The following is a 19979-nucleotide window of genomic DNA, read 5'->3' on the forward strand; positions in this document are numbered from 1 at the left end:
TCGAAATTGGAGGGTCTTCTGAAAATCTGCCTGTCGGCCGTCCGGCTATTTGCTGTAGCCCTTGCTGAGGCCGCTGATGAATTGCCGCGAAAACAGGGTGAACAGCAGCACGAGCGGCACCGCGCCAAGCGTCAGCGCGGCGAGAAGTGCCGGATAGTCGTTCATGAACTGGCCGACGAATTGCTGCACGCCGAGCGTCACCGTCTGGTTCTGCCGGCTTGGAGCCAGGATCAGCGGGAACCAGAGGTCGTTCCAGACCGGCAGCATGGTCAGCGCGGCCACCGCGGCGAGCCCCGGCCTGACCAAAGGCAGCACGATCCAGAAGGTGCGCAGCTCGCTGGCGCCATCCATGCGCGCCGCCTCCTTGAGATCGGTCGGAACGGTGCGGAAATAGGTGACCATCAGCGTCACCGCGATCGGGATGCTCATGGCGGTGTAGACGAGGATGAGGGCCGCCAGCGTATCCATCAGTTTCCAGGCGAGCATCATCTGAATGAGCGGGATCGTGCCGAGCCGGATCGGCAACATAATGCCGAGCACGAACAGGCCGCCGAGCAGCGAAGCAAGCCGCACACGGTATTCGACCAGGGCAAAGGCGGCGAGCGTCGACAGCACCACCGTCAGCACGATTGTCGTCACCGTGACGATCAGGCTGTTGCGATAGTTGACGATGAAATTGCCACGGGTGAAGACCCGCTTGTAGCCTTCGAGGCTGAAGGTCTTGGCCGTCGGCAGGTCGAACGGGCCACCGAAGATCGCCGGTGTCGTCTTCAGCGAATTGATGATGACGATCAGCACCGGTCCGATGGCCAGCACGACAAAGAAGATCAGCAGTGCGTGGACGATGATGCGTTCGAGCGTCCAGGGTTCGCGGTCCTGGCGGCGGCGGGCAACGGGTATGGTGAGGTCCGGGGCGCTCATGTCCGCTCCTAGACCGAGTATGATTTCAGGCGGCGCTGGATCAGCCAGAAATAGGCTGCGGTCACCAACAGAACCGTGAGGAAGATGATCGTTGCGACCGCGGCGCCAAGGTCGAGATCGGCAAGCTGTCCGCTCGAACCGAAGAAGGTCCGGTAGAAATAGGTGCCGAGAATATCGGTGCTGTAGTTCGGCCCGGGCGCCGAACCGTTCAGCGCGAACACCAGGTCGAAGCCGTTAAACGTCCAGATGTAGGTGAGGATCGCGATCAGGCCGAATTGCGGCGCGATCAGCGGAAACTTGATCTTCCAGAACGTCGTCCAGCCGCCGGCGCCGTCGATGTTGGCGGCTTCGACAAGCTCGTTGGGCACCGCCAGCAGGGCGCTGTAGAGGAAGACCATTGGGATGCCGAAATATTGCCAGACCGACATCAGCGAAATGGTGGTCAGTGCGGTCGATTCCGTGCCCAGCAGCGGAAAGCCGACCAGCCCCCAGAGCGGATTGATGATCAGGCGCCAGACGAAGCCGACGATGACCACCGACAGTGTCGCCGGTATGAACAGCAGCGTTCGGTAGATGCCTTCCGACCGCGCCAGTTTTCCCGACGTCAGCAACGCCGCCAGCAGCAGCCCCATCGGGACTTCGACAATCAGATGGATGGCGAAATACTGCATGTTGTTCAGAAGCGCATTCCAGAAGCGGCCGCTGATCGTCGGGTGAGTGAACAGGCGCTCGTAATTGGCGAGGCCGACAAAGGTGTCACTGGAGGTGCCACTGGTCTGGAAGAAGCTCATCACGATCGAGGTCGCCAGCGGCAGCACGGCAAAGACCAGATAGACGGCCAGAGCCGGCAGCACGAACAGCAACAGGTTTCTGTAGGCGGCAGCGGGAGATATCAATTGATGACCTCATGTTCACGCCGGCATGGATGTGCCGGCGTGCCCGAAGGCTTCGCGCATGCCTCGCCGGCTGGCAAGGCATGCACAAGGCGTTCCCGGATTACTTCTTCTGCGGCCCGTACCAGGAGGCGAGCCCGGTCTGAAGCTCGGTGGCAACCTGCTGCGGCGTGACGTCCGACTTGGTGAACATCACCTGCAGCAAACGCCAGGTCTCGTCGTCGAGCGGCGGCGTGCCGGCGCTCAAACGATCCAGCGCCAGCCGCGGTGTCAGCTCAGCACCTTTCTTCAGATCGGCGAAATCCTGCGCCAGCTTGTTCTTGTAGGTGACCGGCTTGCTGCTCATGGCAAAGAAGCCAGGCGCGGCATTGACGTAGAGTTCCTGGAATTCAGGCCCGGCAACCCAGTCGAGGAAGGTCTTGGCGGCTTCCTTGTGCGCGCTCTTGGCGTTGATGCCGATGCCCATGTCCGGCATCTCCTGCAGGAAGCGCTGGTCGCCGGCCTTCGGCACCGGAGGACCGAACACGCCGACATTGAGGCCGGTCGAGGTCGCCTGGTTGATGTCCCATGAACCGTCGGGGAGGATCGCCGCCTTGCCGAGCGTGAACAGCTGCGTCATGTCGGCATAGTTCAGGCTCTCCTGTCCGGAGGGCAGGAACGGCTTCCAGGCTTCGAACGCGGCGATGGCATCGACGAATTCGGGGTCGGTCAGCTTCTTCTTGCCGTCGATCAGGCCGAGCCGGCCCTCCTCGCCTTTCCAATAGGCGGGGCCGATGCTGTAGAGACCATTATAGGCGAGTTGCCAGGATTCGGCCGAGCCGTAGGCCAGCGGCGTGTAGCGGCCGTCCTTCTTGATCGCCTGCAGGACATCGATGAACTCGGCGCTGGTGGTCGGCACCTTCAACCCCAGTTCCTTGAAGATGTCGGCGTTGTAGTAGAAGCCGGCGAGCACGGCGGCGACAGGCAGACAGTAGGCCTTGTCATCGGCGCCCGACCACGCCGCGCGGGACGTCTTATCGAAGTTTTCCAGGCCCGGCAGCCCTTCCAGCGGCTCGAAATAGCCGCGCTTGATCCATTCGCGGTTCACGTCGAAGGGGCGGCAGGTGATCAGGTCGCCGCCAGCGCCGCCTTCGATCTGCGACTGGACGGCGGCGTTGTATTCATTGGTGTTGATCGGCGCGAACTCGACCTTGATGTCGGGATGCTTGGCCTCGAAGGCGGGCAGGATGGTGTCCTGCCAGACCGCGATGTCCTCGGTGCGCCAGCTGTTCAAGGTGATGGTGACGGGGTCTGCAAACGCGGCGCCTACGCCGCCTGAAAACATCACGCCAAGCGTCGCCGCCAGCGGGATCGATACACGTATGGAACGCATTTTCCTGCTCTCCCTCAAGATGGTGCCTCGTGTGGATTCACGATTTTGCACTGTTGTCTGGGACCATACCTACTGATACATGTTGTGACAAGTGGTATTGTGTTGTCTTTTCCTGTTGAATGGCCTCGTGTCCCGACCGGGCATGGCAAACAGACAGGGCACAAGGTCTGGATTTGGGAGGACTTGATGATTGGAGTTGGAATTCTGGGCGCGGGCTTCATTGCCGAGACCTATGCGGACTCGCTGCTCGACGTACGCAACGCCGAACTCGTGGCCTGCTCCTCGCGCAGCTTCGAGCGCGCGGAAGCCTTCGCCAAGAAGTGGGGCCCAAAGGTCACTGCCCACAGGGATATCGATGCCCTATGCGCCGATCCGGCTGTCGAGCTGGTGGTGATCGCGCTGCCCAACGAGATCCATCTCGAAGCTGTCAGGATCGCAGCCAGGCACGGCAAGGCCGTCATCTGCACCAAACCGCTGGCGCGCACTGGCAAGGAAGCGCAGGAAATCCTCGATATCGTCCAGCGTGCCGGCATATGGCACGGCTATGCCGAATGCGCCGTGTTTTCCCCCAACATTGCCAAGGCCCATCAGATGATACAGGCGGGTGGCATCGGCAATCTTCTCACCATGCGCGCCCGGGAAGCGCATTCGGGGCCGCATGCGCCGCATTTCTGGAACGCCGAGCTCGCCGGCGGCGGCGCCTTGCTCGACATGGGCTGCCACACCGTCGAAAGCGCCCGCCATTTCTTCGGCAAGGACAATCTGATCACCGAGGTGATGGCGTGGGGCGCAACGCTGGTCCATGGCGACAAGACGACCGGAGAAGACACGGCGATCGCGTTGCTGAAATTCACCGGCGGCCAGCTCGCGACGATCGAATCGTCGTGGATCGAGAAAGGCGGCATGCAGCTTCGCCACGAACTGGTCGGCTCCGCCGGCCGCATCGTCACCGACACGTCCGTCGGTCCTGTCTGGGGCTTTATCGAAAAACCCGTGGGCTACCTCGTCGAAAAGGCGGATTCCGAGACCGGCTGGGTCTATCCGGTGCCCGAGGAGACCCGGGCCTACGGTTTTTCACAACAGATGCGGCATTTTGTGGAACACTTCGCGGCGGGGACAACGCCACTGGAAACCTTCGAGGACGGCGTCATCGTCAACCAGGTAATTGATGCCTGTTACCGTTCGATGCGAACGGGCGTCTGGGAAAAGATCAGGGCGGATGGATAACTGAGATGGAGGGCTCGCCACTGCAGTCGGACGGACCCGAACCGCTCTGGCGGCAAGCGGCCGATGCGATCCTGCAGGAGATCGCCGCCGGCAAGCTTGCCTCGGGCGCGCGGCTGCCGGCCGAGCGCGATCTGTTCACGCGCATGTCGATCAGCAGGGTGACCTTGCGCAGGGCCTTGCAGAGCCTTGTCGACGAGGGTGTGCTGACGCCTTCGCATGGGCGCGGCTGGTACGTCTCGGCCAAGGTACCGAAGGAGTTTCCCAACACGCTGGAATCCTTCAGCGAGACCGCCAGGCGTCTCGGCCTGACACCCTCCTCCGACGTGTTGCGCGCCGAGGAAGCGCCTGCCTCGCTGGACGAGGCCGAGGAGCTTTCGATCGCGCCCGGCGCGACGCTGTTTCACCTGGAGAGGATCCGGCGCCTCGACCAGGTTCCGGTCGCAGTCGACACCTCGTTTTTTGCCCTCGCCCTCGTCCCCGATCTCAGCCGTGTCGACTTCCGCACCGCGTCGCTGTTCGGCCTGCTGATCGATGCCGGCGTTGATCTTGCGCGCGCCGAAACCACGATCGAGGCGCGCGGCGCCGACCCAATACTGGCGCGCCACCTCGACATCGACGTCGGCAAATCCACCCTAGTGATGCGTCAGCTCATCGTCGATGCGGCCGGCCGGCCGCTGCTCTCCTCAACGATCCGATATGCCGGCGACCGCTATCGCCTTCGCACGTCGTTTTCGCGGACAGGGAGGTCCGCAGGCCGCAATCCCGGCTAGCCCAAGTCTTTTCCGAGACCATAATCGTCGATGCTGGCGCAGTTCACGCCAGCCACTCTTTCACCGCCGGGCGAGCAAGAACCGCGCGCATCCGGTCGTCGGCGTCGGCAACAGCCGGTGCCATCGGGGCGCGGGTCGGGCCGCAATCGACGCCGATAACGCGGAAGGCCGCTTTCATGCCCGGCAACACGCCGGTCTCCAGCAGCACCTCGACGAAGTCCTGCGATACCATCTGCAGCGTTTTCGCCCGTTCCAGGTCGGCGGCGCGGATCGCCTGGTCCACCGCCACATACAGCCTGCCGAGCAGGTTGTAGGTGGTGCCGATGCCGCCATCGGTGCCGAGCATGCCGGCGGCGGCATAGATCTCGTCGAAGCCGTAATAGAACAATTTGTCCGGCTGACGCTTGCGCAGCAGCGAATATTTGAACAGGTCGGTGGAGGTGAATTTGATGCCGACGACATTGCCGAGATCGAGCAGCCGGACCAGCAAGTCGAGCGGCAGCGGCCGGCCGGTGCGCAAGGGGATCTCGTAGACGATCAGCGGCAATTCCGTCGCCGCCGCCAGCGCCTGGTAGTAGCCAAAAACCTCCTCGTCGGAGAACGGATAGGAATGCGGCGGCAGCGCCGACAGCGCGTGATAGCCGAGCTTTTGCGCCTGCCGCGCCAGGCGGATGGAATCGCGCAGGTTCGGCATGCCGACATGGGCGATCAGCCTGGTGCCGGTGCTTGCCGCGCCGGCGAAGACCACCTCTTGCTGAGCCAGCAACTCGTCCACCGTCAGCAGACCGGATTCGCCGCTGCTGCCGCCGACATAAAGCCCGGCCAGACCCTGGCGCAGGACATAGTCGTTGATGTTGCGCTGGCGCTGCGGATCGAATTCGCCGGCGTCGCTCAGTCCGGTCATCAGGGCGGCATACATGCCCACCAATTCCTTGGTCATTTAGGGATCCTCAGTCTTTCCAGGAGTGTCATAGGGTGGCCTCGCCGGCGTGGTGGCAGGCGACGAGATGCTGGCCGGAGACGGGCGAGCCGAAATCGCGCACCTGCGGCTCCACCTTGGTGCAGATGTCGCTCGCCATCGGGCAGCGCGGATGAAAATGGCAGCCGGGCGGCGGCTTCGACGGATCGGGCACCGCGCCACCCAGCACGATGCGCCGGCGTGTTCCGCCAGCCTTGGGATCGGGCACCGGGATCGCCGACAGAAGCGCGCGCGTATAGGGATGCAGCGGGCTGCCGAACACCGCCACGGTGGTGCCTATCTCGACGATCCGGCCCAGATACATCACCGCGACGCGGTCGCTGAGATAGCGGATCATCGACAGATCGTGGCCGATGAACAGATAGGTCAGCCCGAGGCGCGCCTTGAGATCGTCGAGCAGGTTGACGATCTGTGCCTGGATGGAGACGTCGAGCGCCGAGATCGGCTCGTCTGCAATGATGAATTTCGGATTGGCAGCGAGCGCGCGGGCGATGCCGACGCGCTGGCGCTGGCCGCCGGAGAGCTCGAACGGGTAGCGGTTGCGCAGCGCTTCCCGCAAGCCGACCAGCGCCAGCAATTCGCTGACGCGGGCGTCACGCGTCGCGCGCGTGCCGATCTTCTGGGCGCGCAGCCCCTCGCCGATGATGCGCCCGACGGTCATGCGCGGGTTGAGCGAGCCGAATGGGTTCTGGAACACCATCTGCATGGCGCGCTGGCGCTGCTTGAGCTGTTCGCCTGTTGCCCCTGCATAGTCCCTGCCCTCGAACAGGATGCTGCCGGCGCTCGGACGCTCGAGGCCGAGCACGGCACGGCCGGTCGTCGACTTGCCGCAACCGCTTTCACCGACCAGCGCCAGCGTCTCGCCGCGCAGCACCTCGAAGCTCACCCCGTCAACGGCGTGCACCGCGCCGACCTGCCGCCTGAGCACACCGCGCCGGATCGGGAAATGCACCTTGAGATCGGAAACGACGAGCAGCGGTTCTTGCTTTGGCGCGGCAGCCCGCGTCATGCCTGGTGCTGCCGCCTGAGGCCGCGGCAAATGCTCCATTTGCCGCCAGCGCCAGCACGCGGTGGTGTGGCCGCCGCCGACCGTTTCCAGCGGCGGCTTTGCCTCGCGGCAGCGCGCCTCGGCATAGCCGCAGCGCGGTGCGAAGGCACAGAAGGTCGGCGCCAGGGTGACGTTGGGCGGCGCCCCCTTGATCGGCACCAGCCTGGTGTTTGCCGCCGTCAGCGACGGAATCGAGTTCAACAGGCCGATCGTATAGGGGTGCGTCGTCGCCGAAAACAGCTCATCGACCGGCGCGCATTCGACGATCGATCCGGCATACATCACCGCGACGCGATCGACGAAGCCGGCAACCAGGCTGAGGTCATGGCTGATCCAGATGATCGCCATGCCAAGCTGTTTTTGCAGGCGTGCGACCAGCTCGACGATCTGCGCCTGGATGGTGACGTCGAGCGCCGTCGTCGGCTCATCGGCGATCAGGATCGACGGCTTGCAGACCAGCGCCATGGCGATGCCGATGCGCTGCAATTGCCCGCCGGAGAACTGGTGCGGAAAGGCGCGCATGCGCTGCGGCGCGTTGGCGATGCCGACGAGGTCGAGCATGTCGAGCGCCTGGCGTTCGGCTTGCGCCTGGCTCAGGCCTTGATGTTCGCACAGCGCCTCGGTCAGTTGCAGGCCGACAGTCAGCACCGGGTTCAGCGACGACATCGGATCCTGGAAGATCATCGCAATGTCGCGGCCGCGGATATGGCGCAATTCGCTGTCGGGCACGGCCAGAAGATCGTGGCCGCGATAGAGCGCACGGCCGGCGGTGACGCGGCCGGGCGGCTTGCGGATCAGCCCCATCAGCGTCTGCACGGTGACCGACTTGCCGGAACCGCTTTCGCCGACAATGGCCAGCGACTCGCCTTCGGCAAGCTGGAAGGAGACATCGTTGACGGCATAGACGGAGCGGCCTTTTGGGCCGAACTCGACGCTCAACCCTTGCACGTCGAGTACGGGTCCCTGCCCCGGCGCTGCTGTTGGCTTGCGACCGGCGAGCACATCGAGACCGGTCATTTCGCACCCCCGCCCATGATGTGCTGCGGGTCGAGCGCGTCGCGCAGGCCGTCGCCGACGAAATTGATGCTGAGCACGGCCATCGCGATCATCGCGCCGGGCGGGATCCACATCCAGGGCTGGCTCTCCAGGATCGACAGCGTGCGCGCATCGCGCAGCATGTTGCCCCAGCTGGCCGCCGGCGCCTGCGCGCCGAGGCCGAGGAAGGAAAGCGACGCCTCGAGCAGGATCACGGTCGCGACGTCGAGCGTGATCGCCACCAGGATGGGGCTCAGCACATTGGGCAGGATATGCTCGAGGATGATGACCGAGGGCGAGGTGCCGAGCGAGCGCGCGGCAAGCACGAATTCCTGGTTGCGCAGCGCCAGGATCTCGCCGCGCGTCAGCCGGGCGATCGACGGCCAGCTGAGCAGGCCGATGACCACCATGGTGTTGAAGATGCTGGGTCCGACCACGGCGACGAAAGCGATGATGATGACCAGGCGCGGAAAGGTCAGCACCATGTCGATCAGACCCATCAGCAGGAGGTCGACCTTGCCGCCGAAATAGCCGGAGACGCAGCCAACGAAGATGCCTATCGCCGCCGAGATCGCCACGGCGACGAAGCCCACCGTCAGCGAGATGCGGCCGCCATAGAGGATGCGAGCAAAGATGTCGCGGCCGGTGCCGTCCGTGCCGAGCCAGTGGACGCCGCCTGGCGGCTGGTTGCGGCCGCGCAGGTCGATGTCGTTGGGGCCGTAATGCGCGATCAATGGTGCCAGCACGCAGGCGAGCACGATGATGGCGAGCATGACCAGCCCAAGCGTCGCCAGACGGTGATTGAAGAAACGGCGCGACGCCTCGCCCCACAAGCCGCGCGAGGCGCCGGCGGCAATCGTCACATCGGCGGCGGTGATGTCAGTCATAGTTCACCCGCGGGTCGAGCACGCTGTAGGCAAGGTCGGTCGCAAGGTTCGCCAGCATGACGATGATGGCGGTGATCAGCACATAGTCCATGATGACGGGGCTATCCCGGTTCACCACCGCGTCGATGAACATCAGGCCGATGCCCGGCCACTGGAAAATCGTCTCGATCACCACCGAGCCGCCGAACAACGTCGGCAGAGCCAGGCCGAAGACGGTGACCAGCGGGATCAGCGCGTTGCGCAGGCCGTGGCGCAGCGTGATCGTGCTGGGACGCAGGCCTTTGGCCTTGGCGGTGCGCATATAGTCCTGGTTCAGCACGTCGAGCATGCCGGCGCGGGCATAGCGCATGAAGATCGCGGCGCGGAACAGAGCGAGTGCGGCGGCAGGCAGGATCAGATGCCTGAGATTGTCGAGGAGCGAGAAATTGTCGCCGGCCGTCGAAATGCCAGACGACGGCAGCCAGCGCAGCTCCAGCGCAAAGACGTAGACGAGCAGCAGCCCCATGAAGAAATCCGGGATCGACACGCCGACAAAGCCGCCAAGCGTCAGCGAATAGTCGGTCAGCCGGTATTGCCTGAGCGCCGAGATCACGCCGAGCGTGGTGCCGATGATGAAGGCGACGAGCAGTGCCACCCCCATCAGCTCCAGGGTCATCGGCAGGCGCTCGCCGATGATCTCGCCGACGCTGCGGCCATTGACGAAGGAGCGGCCGAGATTGCCGTGCAGGATCTGGCCGATCCAGTTGAGGTACTGGATGTAGAGCGGCTGGTCGAGGCCGAGCTCGCCGCGCCGCATCGCGATCAGTGCTTCGCTCGACGGCGCCTCCGCCGTGATCATCGCCAGCACGGCATCGCCAGGCATAGCGTGAGCGATGGCGAAGACGATCACGGTGACGCCAAACAACACCGGAATGCTGAGCAGCAGTTTTCGCAGGAGATAGCTTAGCATCGGCTTCTCCTATGGCTGAAGAAGGCTCTTGAGGCGGTGGATCATGAGGCTCCGGCGGAGCCCCATGATCGGTGAATGAGGTTTTTTCGAACGGCTATTTGGCCACTTCCCACTTCTCGACTTCGTTGTAGACCGGGTGGTTGAAGATCACGAGCGGCTGCTCCTTGAAGTGCTGCGCGAGGCCGACGATGCGGTTGTTGAAAGCCAGCGGCCGCACCTCGTTCCACAGCCAGGCCTTGGGCAACTCCTTGTTGAGGATGCGCGAGGCCTCCTGATAGCTCTCGGCGCGCACGGCGCGGTCGGCCGATTCCAGCCCCTTGTTAAAGAGTTCGTCGACCTTGGGATTGCAATAACCCATGCTGAGAGGCTTTGCGCCGCAAACGACGACCGGCGAGCCGAGCGATGGATCGAGCCCCATGCCATTGGCGAAAAAGCCCATCTGGAAGCTGCCGTCGGCATAGGTCTGGTTGATTGCCGCCGGATCGAGCAGGCGCGGCTGGATGTTGACGCCGACAGCGGCCAGATAGCTCTGGATGGCAGTGACGGTGTCGACGTTCATCTGGTCGGAATAATAGTAGATGAAATCGACCGGCTGGCTGCCATCCCAGCCCGCTTCGGAAAGCAATTGCTTGGCCTTGTCGGGATTGTAGTCGTAGGGCTCGAGGTCGTTGGCGCGCGCCCAATCCTGCGGGAACAGCGTGTTCGACAATTCGCCGGCACCTTGCTTGATCGTCTCGATGATGGCTTTGCGATCGATGGCATAGAGCATCGCCTGGCGCACCCGCACGTCGGCGAAGCGCTTGTTCTCCAGGTTGAACTGCAGGTAGGTCGGCAGGCCGGCGGAGAATTTCGGCAGTACCGTCAGATAGTCGAGTTTCTGCAGGCGGGCGAGCTCTGAGATCGGCACGCCGCCGCCCTCATAGGACATGGCGTCGACCTCCTGCGTTTCGAGTGCCGCGATGATCGGCGGCACGTCCTTGTAGATCTGGTAGATGATGCGGTCGAGTTTCGGCGCGCCGAGGAAATAGTCGGGATTGCGGTCGACCTCGACATACTGGTCGCTCTCGTATTTCTTCCAGATGAACGGGCCGGTGCCGACGCGGTTGACCCAGAAGGCATTGCCCTTGATATCGCCGGGCGCGACCTTGCCCAGAATGTGTTCGGGAAAGATGCTGATGGCGATAAGCTGCAACTGCACCCAGAGCGGTTTGGCGCTGTCGAGCTCGACCTGAACGGTCATGTCGTCAAGCGCCTTGACCCCGGCAAGCGAGGCGGCCGAGCCATCCTGGAACGCCTTGTATCCGGCCACCGCCGAGAGCTTCTGCGACCACGGCGAGTTGACCTTCGGATTGGCGTAGAGGTTGAGGCTGAACACCACGTCCTTGGCGGTGAACGGGGTGCCGTCATGCCATTTGACGCCATGGCGCAGGCTGAAGATATAGGTCTTGCCGCCGTCCGGCGTCTTCCAACTTTCGGCCAGCATCGGCTGCACGTCGTCGCCTGTCCACTTGATGTGGACCAGCCCCTGCAGCACGGTCTCGTCGAGCCTATGGCCACACGTAGTGTGCAGCGTGCCCATCTCGATGCAGCCGGTGCGCATGGCCGAGCGGAACGTGCCGCCATCCGCGGCCTTGGCGAGGCCCGCGGCAAACATCAGCGCCAGCGCCGGCACAAGGCTCATCAACAGTCTTCTCATGGAATTCTCCTCCCGTTGCTTTCCGCCGGCCGAAATCGGGACAATGCCCCTGCTCCAGGCCGATTTCCGCGCCAAGCCCTCGCCTGTCGCGCCGACCGCCGCGCCGTCAGTCGGCGGCGGCCTCATCCAACCCTTCGGTCTCGCAAGTCCTCGCTTGCGGCGATTGGTCTAATAGCTTAAAAGGTAGACCATGCACAATATGCCGGTTCGAAAAAAATTGTCCGACGAAGTCCGCCTCCGCCTGGAGGAGATGATCCGGGACGAGGTTTATCCGGTCGGCGCCTCACTGCCGTCCGAACGCGACCTGATGTCGATGTTCGATGTCGGCCGCCCTTCAGTGCGCGAAGCGCTGTTTGCGCTGGAGAAGATGGGCCTGGTGCGCATCAACAGCGGCGAGCGGCCGAAGGTGACGCGGCCAACGCCGCGCAACATGCTGGAGCAGCTGACGGGCACGGCACATCTGCTGATGGACCAACCCGACGGCATCGGCCATTTCGAGCAGTTGCGGCTGTTTCTCGAAGTCTCGATCGCGCGCCATGCCGCCGAGGTGGCGACGCGCGCGCAGGTTGACGCGCTTGCCGCGGCGCTGGCGGAGAACGAACGCGCCATTCCCCGCGCCCGCGCCTTCGCCGTCACCGACGTCGCGTTTCACCGCGTGCTGACCGCAATCCCCGGCAACCCGATCTTCCTCGCCGCGCACGAAGCGCTGGTGGAGTGGCTGATCAACCAGCGCATCCACATGGCCAACACCGAGGTCGAAAACCGCAGGAGTTTTGCTGGCCACCAAAGCGTGTTCGAAGCCATCGAGCGGCACGATCCGGAAGCGGCCGGGCGAGCGATGCGCGAGCATCTCGAAAACGCCCGCCGCAAGTTCAATTCGGGCCTGGCAAAACCGGACTAACCGCGTCCGCCCAGGCATGCTTGTCAACAACGGCGGCGCGAGAACACCGCAACGCGTGAAATACTCGCAGCCGGGTGGAAATCCCGATAACACCCGGTACTATCTTTAAAAAATATCGAAATCGGGAGGCTGCCGGTGCAGACCAAGAAGATCATCAATGACGGCAACCGTGCCGTCGACGAGATGCTGGAAGGCATCCTGGCCGCGCATCCCCGCTATCTCAAAAGCCTGGACGGCAGTCCACGCTCGATCATCGCCCGCGACGGACCGCGCCAAGGCAAGGTCGGCCTCGTCATTGGCGGCGGCTCGGGCCACGAGCCGAGCTTTCTTGGCTTCGTCGGCAAGGGGCTGGCCGATGCGGCGGCCATCGGCAACGTCTTCGCCTCGCCGCCGCCCGATCCGATCCTCGAATGCGCCAAGGCGGTCAGCGGCGGCGCCGGCGTTCTGTTCATGTATGGCAACTATGCCGGCGACGTGATGAATTTCGACATGGCCGCCGAGATGGCGGCGATGGACGAAATCGAGGTGCGCACGGTGCTGAGCACCGACGACGTCGCCTCGGCACCGCGTGACCAGCGGCACAAGCGGCGCGGCGTCGCCGGCAATTTCTTCATCTTCAAGGCGGCCGGTGCCGCCTGCGACCGGATGCTGTCCTTCGACGAATGCGAGCGTATCGCTGGCAAGGCCAACGACCACACCTTCACCATGGGCGTGGCGCTGTCGCCCTGTTCGCTGCCGCAGACCCGCCGGCCGAATTTCGAGATCGGGCCGGACGAGATGGAGATCGGCATGGGCATCCACGGCGAACCCGGCACCGTGCGCGGAAAGCTGAAAACAGCCGACGAAATCACCGACGAGATGCTGGACAAGATCCTCGACGAGATGGCGCCGGCGCGCGGCGACAAGGTCGCCGTGCTCGTCAATTCGCTGGGCTCGACGCCGCTGATGGAGCTCTACATCATGAACCGGCGGGTGAAGCAGAGGCTTGATGACATCGGCGTATCCATTCACGCGACCTGGGTCGGCAATTATTGCACCTCGCTCGAAATGGCCGGGGCCTCGATCACTTTGCATCGGCTGGACGGGGAGTTGCAGACTATGCTGGACCACCCCTGCGACTGCGCCATGTTTCGCGCCGGCTAAACCTGCTCAGCGGCAAGGGACAAAGACATGACGACAATCGACACTGCCCGCCTTGCCAGCATGTTCGCGGCCATCGCAGACGCCATGTCCGCCGACAGGGACCGGCTGTGCGCGCTTGACGGTATCATCGGCGACGCCGACCACGGCATTGCGATGGAGCTGGGATTTTCCGCGGCACGCGATGCGGTGGCGGCGCTGGACACCGGGGCCACCAATCCGACCACCTTGCTGAACACGGCGGCAAAATCGTTCCTGAATGCCGTCGGCGCCTCCTCGGGTCCGCTCTATGCCACCGCGTTCATGCGCGGCGCGGCAGCCGTCAAGGGCAAGGCAACGCTCGACGACGCCGACGCAGTCGCAATGTTCCAGGCCATAGCCAAGGGCATTCAGGATCGCGGCAAGGCCGAGCCTGGCGAAAAGACAATGATGGATGCATGGGCGCCGGCAGCGCAGGCGGCGGGCGAGGCGCTGGCCTCCGGCAAGGGTCTGGCGGGCAGTCTCGAGGCAGCAGTGCAGGCGGCAAAGGCAGGCGCGGAAGCGACCAAGGCGATGATCGCCACCAAGGGCCGGGCCTCCCGCCTCGGCGAACGCTCGCTTGGCCATATGGATCCAGGCGCCGCGTCCGCCGTAACCGTGATCGAGGCGATGCGCGTCGCCTTGACCGACTAGGTCAACTGCGATCCCCTCGTGTCTTCAGCGCTTGCTGTCGAGCTTGTCGATGGCCTGGACGTTTGCGGCGGAGGGGCCGTTCGGATCGAACTCCGAGGCCAGCCACGCGTCGGCGATCGATTTCGCCAGTTCGGGACCGATGACGCGGGCGCCCATGGTGATGATCTGGGCGTTGTTGGACTTGGCGGCACGCTCGGCGGAATAGGTATCGTGGGTCAATGCGGCGCGAATGCCCGGGACTTTGTTGGCGGATATGCTGACGCCGATGCCGGTGCCGCAGAACAGGATGGCCCGGTCGTAGCTGCCGTCCAGAATTTCGTGGCCGACCTTGGCGGCGATATCGGCGTAGTATCCGGCCTGGCTAAGATCAACGACCTGCAGCTCCGGCTTGGTGGCGAGATGCTTGGCGATGACATCGAGCAGCGGCTTGCCGGCGCTGTCGGCTCCGAGTGCGATTTTCATGCAATGAACTCCTTTGCTTCGTGTCTTAGAGCTTGTTTTGACGCAATTCCCTAGGGAAAGTGCTACGCGCTTTTCCCGGGAAAACCGTTTCACACTTTTCCTGGAATTGCTCTGACGGTCAGCGCCCGATGGCGGCCGACGCCTTTTTCAGGATGTCGATATAGCCTTCCGCTTGCCACGCCGAGCGGCCGATGAATAGGCCGTCGACATGCGGCTGGCCGATCAGCTCGGCCGCGTTGCCGGGATTGACACTGCCGCCGTAAAGCACAGGCGGCGCGTTCGGCAACCGGCTTGCAGCCACCTGCTTGATCAGCGTCTGCTGCTTGTCGGCATAGTCGGCGCTGGCCGGAATGCCCTTCTCGCCGATCGCCCAGACCGGTTCATAGGCAAAGAGGATTTCTGCCGACAGCTCGGCGTCCTTCAGACCTTGCAGCGCACCGAGAACCTGGGCGGTCAACACCGCATCGGCGCGTCCGTCTTCACGCTCGGCCAGCGTCTCTCCAACGCAGATCAGCGGCACGAAACCGTGCCTGACCGCTGCGGCCGTCTTCAATCCAACAGTCGCATCCGTTTCGCCGAAATGCTCGCGGCGCTCGCTATGGCCGAGTTCAATCAGGTCGAGCCCGCAATCCCTGAGCATTACCGGCGAAACCTCCCCCGTCCAGGCACCGGCGTCCGCCCAATGCATGTTCTGGGCGCCGACTTTCACGCGGGTCGCAGCCAGCGCCGCCTTGACCTCGCGCACGGCGGTGAATGGCGGAATGACGAAAGGTTGTATCGCCTGATCGAAACCAGGCACGAATGCCGCCAGTGCATCGGCAAACTCCAGCGCCTCCGCCAGCGTCTTGTTCATCTTCCAGCTCGTGCCGACCCAATATGGGGTCATTCTTTTTCTCCTTCGATACTTTTCCGGCCGACGTCGGCGCCGGCTTTTAGGCGACGTATTCGTTCACGCCCGAGGCTTGAGACTATCGCGGCCGCTGTCGATGTAAGGCGCCCAGAAATCCACCGACTCGCGGATCATCTCGATAACCTGATGATCGACCGGTTCCCTCTCCCTGAAGGAAAGTTCAAGGCAAATTTCGTTGTCGGTTCCGCCGCCCTGCCGCACCGTGTCGAGCAACTTCTGCGGAATTATGCGGCCGTCCTTGTTGTAGGCAGCCGTGAACGGCCAGTGCCCGCCCTTGTTCATCGAAGACTGCTTGATGTGGATGATCGGCGATTGCAATGGAAACGCTTTCGCCCAGGCATAAGGATCGGTATCGGCGGGATTTGGCGAGGTGACGTCGCCATGGTCGATATCCACCATCATCTTCATCGGGATCAGCAGCTTCGCCGCATCGATGGCGCCCTGCAGCGTGACGCAGCTTTCGATCGTGTGGCCAAATTCCCTGCCCACCGACATCGGCTCCCAGAACAGATATGTCAGGCCCGCCGCCTTGGCGTGTTCGGCGACCTCGCGCCAGCATTCAAGCGCGATGTCGAGAAGCACTGCCCGCCGCTGCGGATCGTCATAATCCTTGTAGGTAAATATGGCGAACTGCGTGCCCATGCTTGGTGCACCGAGTTCGGCGGAAATGTCGGCGAAGGTCTTGAACCAGTCGACATAGTAGCGCCGGACATCCGGGTCCGGATGGCCGAAATGATTGAGCCGGCCATAGGGTCCGGTCATCCCGGAGGTGATCCTGACACCGGTCCGCGAAAGCGCGCTGTTGAACTGGCGCAGGAATTTGGCGATCGTCGCCGCCGGCCAGCCCGGATTGACGAATTCGTGCGTCAGCTGCACGTCGCGGATGCCGATGCCATAGGCAATCGCGTCGATCAGGTCGTCGGGATCGGCGAAGCGATTGACCAGCGGATTGGTGTTGAGGGAAAGCGTGAAGGCCATCAGTCTGCCACCGCCATGATGTTGCCGAACCAGTCCTCGAATGTCTTCCGCTCGGTCGCGTTGATATGCAGGCCATGTTTGGTACGACGTTCCAGGATATCGGCTGATGTGCCGGCCCATTCGGTCTCGACCAGGAACTTTGCCTCCCGTTCATAAAAATCGGGGCCGAAGCGGCGGCCGAGATCCGCCTCGCTTTGTGTGCCGGCGAGCAATTGTCTGGCACGGCTTCCATAGCTTCGAGCGTAGTGCTTCACCAGCGACGGGCTGAGCCACGGAAACTCGGTATGCAAGTCGCTCAGGAACTGTTCGAAATCTGCGTTCGGCAGGTCGCCCCCCGGCAAGGGAATCTTGGCCGTCCAGGCCTTCCCCATTGTCGGAAAGAACGGCTGGATTTTTTCCAGCGCATGTTCGGACAGCTTGCGGAAGGTGGTGATCTTGCCGCCGAATACCGAAAGCAGCGGTGCGCCGCCGCTCGGGGCGTCGAGTTCGAAAATATAGTCGCGCGTCACCGCGCTTGGATTGTCGGCGTTGTCGTCATAGAGCGGGCGCACGCCGGAGAAGCTGTAGACCACGTCCCGCGGCGTCAGCTGTCGCTTGAAATAGCGATTGACCACCTTGATCAGATAATCGACTTCGCTTGGCTCAGCAGCCACTTCCTCAGGCCTGCCTTCATAGGGAATGTCGGTCGTGCCGATCAGCGCCAGATCGTTCTCGTAGGGGTTGACGAAGATCACCCGCTTGTCGCTGTTCTGGATGAGATAGGCCTGCCGTCCCTCCCAGAATTTGGGCACGACGATATGGCTGCCCTTTACAAGCCGAACATTGCGGGTGGAATTCTGACCGGCGACGCGGCTTACGATGTCATTGACCCACGGCCCTGCCGCATTGACCAGCGCCCGCGCGCGGACTTTGGTCACCGCGCCTGAGCGGCCATCCTGCATGTCGATCGACCACAGGCCGTCTTCGCGGCGCGCCGCGACACAAGCGGTGCGCGTGAGCACCCTGGCGCCGCGCTGCCTGGCGTCCAGGGCGTTGAGCAGCACCAGGCGCCCATCGTCGACCCAGCAGTCGGAATATTCGAAACCGCGCTTGAATTCGTCCTTGATCGGCGCCCCTTCCGGCGCTGTTCTCAGATCAAGCGTCCTCGTTCCCGGCAGCCGTTTGCGGCCGCCAAGGTGATCGTAGAGAAACAGCCCGAGCCGGACCAGCCATGCAGGCCTGTCTTCGGGACTGTGCGGAAGAACGAAGCGCATCGGCCAGATAATATGCGGCGCCGCCTCGAGCAGAACCTCGCGCTCGATCAGCGCTTCGCGAACCAGCCGAAACTCGTAGTATTCCAGATAGCGCAGGCCGCCATGCACAAGCTTGCCGGAGCGCGAGCTGGTGCCTTGCGCGAGATCGTCCTTTTCGCACAGGATGACGGACAGCCCGCGACCTGCCGCGTCGCGCGCTATGCCGGCCCCATTGACGCCGCCGCCAATCACGAAGAGATCGACGACATCTGCTGTATTGCTCAAGATTTTGCTCCTGTGCGGTGTGCCATGCCCTTCCACACCGGCCGAAGTGCCTGATGCGCCGCAACGAACGAAGGGAAGAGCGCATCGTAGGTTTGCGATAGCGCCTCGTCATAGGCATCGCAGTCGCCGAGAAGCGGCGTCACCCATTCGGCAGCGCAGTCGTCCATGGAGCGATAGACGCCAAGGCCGACGGCGGCCATCATCGCGGCACCCGCCGCGCCGGCTTCCTGGCGGCTGCTCGTTCGCACTTGCGCCCGGGTCGCCGCTGCGATGATGCGACGCAGAGACGGGCTGCGCGCAGCACCCCCCGACAGCCGGATCTCGCTCGGCACCGTGCCCATCGCCTGGTAGCAATCGCGGGCTGCGAAGGCCAATCCCTCAAGAACGGCGCGCGCCAGATCGCCAAACCCGTGCTTGACGGACAGGCCGATGAAGCCTGCGCGCGCATTGGGGTCGACGAATGGTCCGCGTTCGCCGGCCAGCGATATGTAAGGCTGGTAGACCAGCGATCCCGGCTCCGATCCCTCCACCCAGACGTCGAGCGCTTTCAGCAATTCGTCACGCGAGAGCTCGGCGCCGCCGGCGGTGAGCACGTCGCGCGCAAGGCCAAGCAGCCAGTCTATGTTGAGCGTCGCCGCCATATTGGATTGCAATTGTGCAAAGGCACCCGGAATAGGCATGGCGATCGTGTAGCCGGACCCATCGTCGTTGAGCACGACATCGCCGGGTGTGCGGGCGAAGCGCGTGTGTATGCCGGTCGAGCCGATGACCGTGCAGCCGACATTGCCGCTCGGATCATAGAGGCCGGCTCCGAGCGCTGTCATGACCATATCCACGTAGCCCAGGACCACCGGCGTACCGTCAAGCAGGCCGGTCTCTCCTGCCGCCGATCGCGATAGCGGATGATGGTCGGTGGTGCCTTCAAGCATCGGAGGCAACAGGCGGCGATGCGTCGTCAGATCCAGGATGTCGAAGACTTCGTCGCAATAGCTGCGCGAGCGAAAATCGCCGAAGGTGAAGGTTCCTTCTGACGGATCGGTGGCGCGTTCGCCCGTCATCTTGAAGTAGAGCCAATCCTTGCAATGCAGCGCGGTCGCCGCCTGCTTCAGCATGTCCGGATTGTTCTTTTTCATAAAGGCAAGCTGGGCGCCCTGCTGGCAGGAATTGAGCCCCGTGCCGGTCAGTTCAAACCGCGTGCGATCGCGGGGATCGGCGCGCATCTCGTCCACCAGATGTCCGGCGCGGGCGTCGAGCCACAGCCAGGCGCGCGAGACAGGCAAGCCGTCGCCATCGATCAACCAGGTTCCGTCGCCCTGCCCGGTGATGGCAACCGCCGCGGTTCGTTGCGCGAGGTTGGGAATTTTGGTCGCCAGGTCGCGAACCGTCAGTGCCATGTCGCGCCAGGTCTGATCGAGGTCCTGCTCGGCGCCGCCACCTTCCAGCGTGACGAAGCTGTTGGTCACCGACGTCATGGCGAGCTGCCGACCGGACAGATCGAAAGCGACCGATTTGATCACCGACGTTCCCGCGTCGATCCCGATCAGCAGATCTTTCATGCCGCAAATTCCGGTTGGTTACGAAGGCAGTTCACAAGGACAGTCTTGCTGTCTCAGCCGTAGAAG

Annotated in this window: 18 protein-coding genes; 5 read left to right on the forward strand and 13 right to left on the reverse strand. The window is 63.4% G+C overall.

Going from position 1 to position 19979, the window contains the following annotated elements; genetic code table 11:
- Positions 1 to 45 precede the first annotated feature (45 nt).
- The 3 genes from B5V02_RS26950 to B5V02_RS26960 form a co-directional block, all read right to left on the reverse strand.
- Positions 46 to 921 carry a carbohydrate ABC transporter permease gene (locus B5V02_RS26950; protein ID WP_111547073.1) on the reverse strand — a complete coding sequence of 292 codons (876 nt, stop codon included), beginning with the start codon at positions 919 to 921 and terminating at the stop codon, positions 46 to 48.
- Between the two features lie 8 nt (positions 922 to 929).
- A complete protein-coding gene (locus tag B5V02_RS26955; protein WP_111547074.1) occupies positions 930 to 1817 on the reverse strand; it encodes a carbohydrate ABC transporter permease in 888 nt (295 codons plus the stop codon).
- 100 nt (positions 1818 to 1917) lie between these two features.
- The gene (locus B5V02_RS26960; RefSeq protein ID WP_111547075.1) at positions 1918 to 3186 is read right to left on the reverse strand and encodes an ABC transporter substrate-binding protein; all 1269 of its coding nucleotides are present in this window, start codon (positions 3184 to 3186) and stop codon (positions 1918 to 1920) included.
- Positions 3187 to 3372: 186 nt separating this feature from the next.
- On the opposite strand from B5V02_RS26960, the gene B5V02_RS26965 reads away from it, so the two are divergent.
- Together B5V02_RS26965 and B5V02_RS26970 are read left to right on the forward strand one after the other, a co-directional pair.
- Positions 3373 to 4413 carry a Gfo/Idh/MocA family protein gene (locus tag B5V02_RS26965; RefSeq protein WP_111547076.1) on the forward strand — a complete coding sequence of 347 codons (1041 nt, stop codon included), beginning with the start codon at positions 3373 to 3375 and terminating at the stop codon, positions 4411 to 4413.
- Positions 4414 to 4418: 5 nt separating this feature from the next.
- The gene (locus tag B5V02_RS26970; RefSeq protein ID WP_111547077.1) at positions 4419 to 5183 is read left to right on the forward strand and encodes a GntR family transcriptional regulator; all 765 of its coding nucleotides are present in this window, start codon (positions 4419 to 4421) and stop codon (positions 5181 to 5183) included.
- A 43-nt stretch (positions 5184 to 5226) separates the two neighbouring features.
- Here the strand turns inward: B5V02_RS26970 and B5V02_RS26975 are convergent, their stop codons facing one another.
- From B5V02_RS26975 to B5V02_RS26995, 5 genes are all read right to left on the reverse strand, one after another.
- Positions 5227 to 6123: a dihydrodipicolinate synthase family protein gene (locus B5V02_RS26975; protein WP_167458673.1), complete on the reverse strand. Its 897-nt coding sequence runs from the start codon at positions 6121 to 6123 to the stop codon at positions 5227 to 5229.
- 28 nt (positions 6124 to 6151) lie between these two features.
- Positions 6152 to 8227, reverse strand: a complete 2076-nt coding sequence (locus B5V02_RS41915) for an ABC transporter ATP-binding protein (protein WP_111547078.1) — start codon at positions 8225 to 8227, stop codon at positions 6152 to 6154.
- Positions 8224 to 9132 (reverse strand): oligopeptide ABC transporter permease, encoded by a 909-nt coding sequence (gene opp4C, locus B5V02_RS26985; protein ID WP_111547079.1) that lies wholly within the window; start codon positions 9130 to 9132, stop codon positions 8224 to 8226. Before opp4C ends, B5V02_RS41915 begins: the two co-directional genes overlap by 4 nt.
- Positions 9125 to 10081, reverse strand: coding sequence for an ABC transporter permease (locus tag B5V02_RS26990; RefSeq protein WP_111547080.1), 957 nt, complete (start codon positions 10079 to 10081; stop codon positions 9125 to 9127). Before B5V02_RS26990 ends, opp4C begins: the two co-directional genes overlap by 8 nt.
- Before the next feature lie 94 nt (positions 10082 to 10175).
- Positions 10176 to 11777 carry an ABC transporter substrate-binding protein gene (locus B5V02_RS26995; protein WP_167458674.1) on the reverse strand — a complete coding sequence of 534 codons (1602 nt, stop codon included), beginning with the start codon at positions 11775 to 11777 and terminating at the stop codon, positions 10176 to 10178.
- A 199-nt stretch (positions 11778 to 11976) separates the two neighbouring features.
- On the opposite strand from B5V02_RS26995, the gene nanR reads away from it, so the two are divergent.
- The 3 genes from nanR to dhaL all read left to right on the forward strand — a co-directional run bounded on the left by nanR (position 11977) and on the right by dhaL (position 14490).
- On the forward strand, positions 11977 to 12678 hold the full coding sequence (nanR, locus tag B5V02_RS27000) for a transcriptional regulator NanR (protein ID WP_342633882.1): 702 nt from the start codon (positions 11977 to 11979) through the stop codon (positions 12676 to 12678).
- 135 nt (positions 12679 to 12813) lie between these two features.
- Positions 12814 to 13821: a dihydroxyacetone kinase subunit DhaK gene (locus tag B5V02_RS27005; RefSeq protein ID WP_111547082.1), complete on the forward strand. Its 1008-nt coding sequence runs from the start codon at positions 12814 to 12816 to the stop codon at positions 13819 to 13821.
- A gap of 27 nt (positions 13822 to 13848) precedes the next feature.
- A complete protein-coding gene (gene dhaL, locus B5V02_RS27010; RefSeq protein ID WP_111547083.1) occupies positions 13849 to 14490 on the forward strand; it encodes a dihydroxyacetone kinase subunit DhaL in 642 nt (213 codons plus the stop codon).
- Between the two features lie 24 nt (positions 14491 to 14514).
- On the opposite strand, the gene derI is transcribed toward dhaL, so the two are convergent.
- The 5 genes from derI to B5V02_RS27035 form a co-directional block, all read right to left on the reverse strand.
- Positions 14515 to 14952: a D-erythrulose-4-phosphate isomerase gene (gene derI, locus B5V02_RS27015; RefSeq protein ID WP_111547084.1), complete on the reverse strand. Its 438-nt coding sequence runs from the start codon at positions 14950 to 14952 to the stop codon at positions 14515 to 14517.
- Positions 14953 to 15070: 118 nt separating this feature from the next.
- Positions 15071 to 15838, reverse strand: a complete 768-nt coding sequence (locus B5V02_RS27020; protein WP_111547085.1) for a triose-phosphate isomerase — start codon at positions 15836 to 15838, stop codon at positions 15071 to 15073.
- Between the two features lie 63 nt (positions 15839 to 15901).
- Positions 15902 to 16840 (reverse strand): sugar phosphate isomerase/epimerase family protein, encoded by a 939-nt coding sequence (locus B5V02_RS27025; RefSeq protein WP_111547086.1) that lies wholly within the window; start codon positions 16838 to 16840, stop codon positions 15902 to 15904.
- Entirely contained in the window at positions 16840 to 18357 is a 1518-nt protein-coding gene (locus B5V02_RS27030) for a glycerol-3-phosphate dehydrogenase (protein ID WP_111547087.1), read from the reverse strand. The genes B5V02_RS27025 and B5V02_RS27030 overlap by 1 nt, the downstream gene beginning before the upstream one ends.
- Positions 18354 to 19913, reverse strand: a complete 1560-nt coding sequence (locus B5V02_RS27035) for an FGGY-family carbohydrate kinase (RefSeq protein ID WP_111547088.1) — start codon at positions 19911 to 19913, stop codon at positions 18354 to 18356. The genes B5V02_RS27030 and B5V02_RS27035 overlap by 4 nt, the downstream gene beginning before the upstream one ends.
- Positions 19914 to 19979 lie beyond the last annotated feature (66 nt).

Origin of the sequence: Mesorhizobium kowhaii (genome assembly GCF_003253745.1) — a bacterium.
Taxonomy (GTDB): Bacteria; Pseudomonadota; Alphaproteobacteria; order Rhizobiales; family Rhizobiaceae; genus Mesorhizobium; species Mesorhizobium kowhaii.

Excerpts from the sequence above, each read along its gene's own strand:
- B5V02_RS26975 (WP_167458673.1), bottom strand. The coding sequence starts at position 6,123 with ATGACCAAGGAATTGGTGGGCATGTATGCCGCCCTGATGACCGGACTG.
- B5V02_RS26950 (WP_111547073.1), bottom strand. The coding sequence starts at position 921 with ATGAGCGCCCCGGACCTCACCATACCCGTTGCCCGCCGCCGCCAGGAC.
- B5V02_RS27025 (WP_111547086.1), bottom strand. The coding sequence starts at position 16,840 with ATGGCCTTCACGCTTTCCCTCAACACCAATCCGCTGGTCAATCGCTTC.
- B5V02_RS26990 (WP_111547080.1), bottom strand. The coding sequence starts at position 10,081 with ATGCTAAGCTATCTCCTGCGAAAACTGCTGCTCAGCATTCCGGTGTTG.
- B5V02_RS41915 (WP_111547078.1), bottom strand. The coding sequence starts at position 8,227 with ATGACCGGTCTCGATGTGCTCGCCGGTCGCAAGCCAACAGCAGCGCCG.
- B5V02_RS27035 (WP_111547088.1), bottom strand. The coding sequence starts at position 19,913 with ATGAAAGATCTGCTGATCGGGATCGACGCGGGAACGTCGGTGATCAAA.
- B5V02_RS26960 (WP_111547075.1), bottom strand. The coding sequence starts at position 3,186 with ATGCGTTCCATACGTGTATCGATCCCGCTGGCGGCGACGCTTGGCGTG.
- B5V02_RS26970 (WP_111547077.1), top strand. The coding sequence starts at position 4,419 with ATGGAGGGCTCGCCACTGCAGTCGGACGGACCCGAACCGCTCTGGCGG.
- B5V02_RS26995 (WP_167458674.1), bottom strand. The coding sequence starts at position 11,777 with ATGAGAAGACTGTTGATGAGCCTTGTGCCGGCGCTGGCGCTGATGTTT.
- B5V02_RS27020 (WP_111547085.1), bottom strand. The coding sequence starts at position 15,838 with ATGACCCCATATTGGGTCGGCACGAGCTGGAAGATGAACAAGACGCTG.
- dhaL (WP_111547083.1), top strand. The coding sequence starts at position 13,849 with ATGACGACAATCGACACTGCCCGCCTTGCCAGCATGTTCGCGGCCATC.
- opp4C (WP_111547079.1), bottom strand. The coding sequence starts at position 9,132 with ATGACTGACATCACCGCCGCCGATGTGACGATTGCCGCCGGCGCCTCG.
- nanR (WP_342633882.1), top strand. The coding sequence starts at position 11,977 with ATGCCGGTTCGAAAAAAATTGTCCGACGAAGTCCGCCTCCGCCTGGAG.
- B5V02_RS26965 (WP_111547076.1), top strand. The coding sequence starts at position 3,373 with ATGATTGGAGTTGGAATTCTGGGCGCGGGCTTCATTGCCGAGACCTAT.
- derI (WP_111547084.1), bottom strand. The coding sequence starts at position 14,952 with ATGAAAATCGCACTCGGAGCCGACAGCGCCGGCAAGCCGCTGCTCGAT.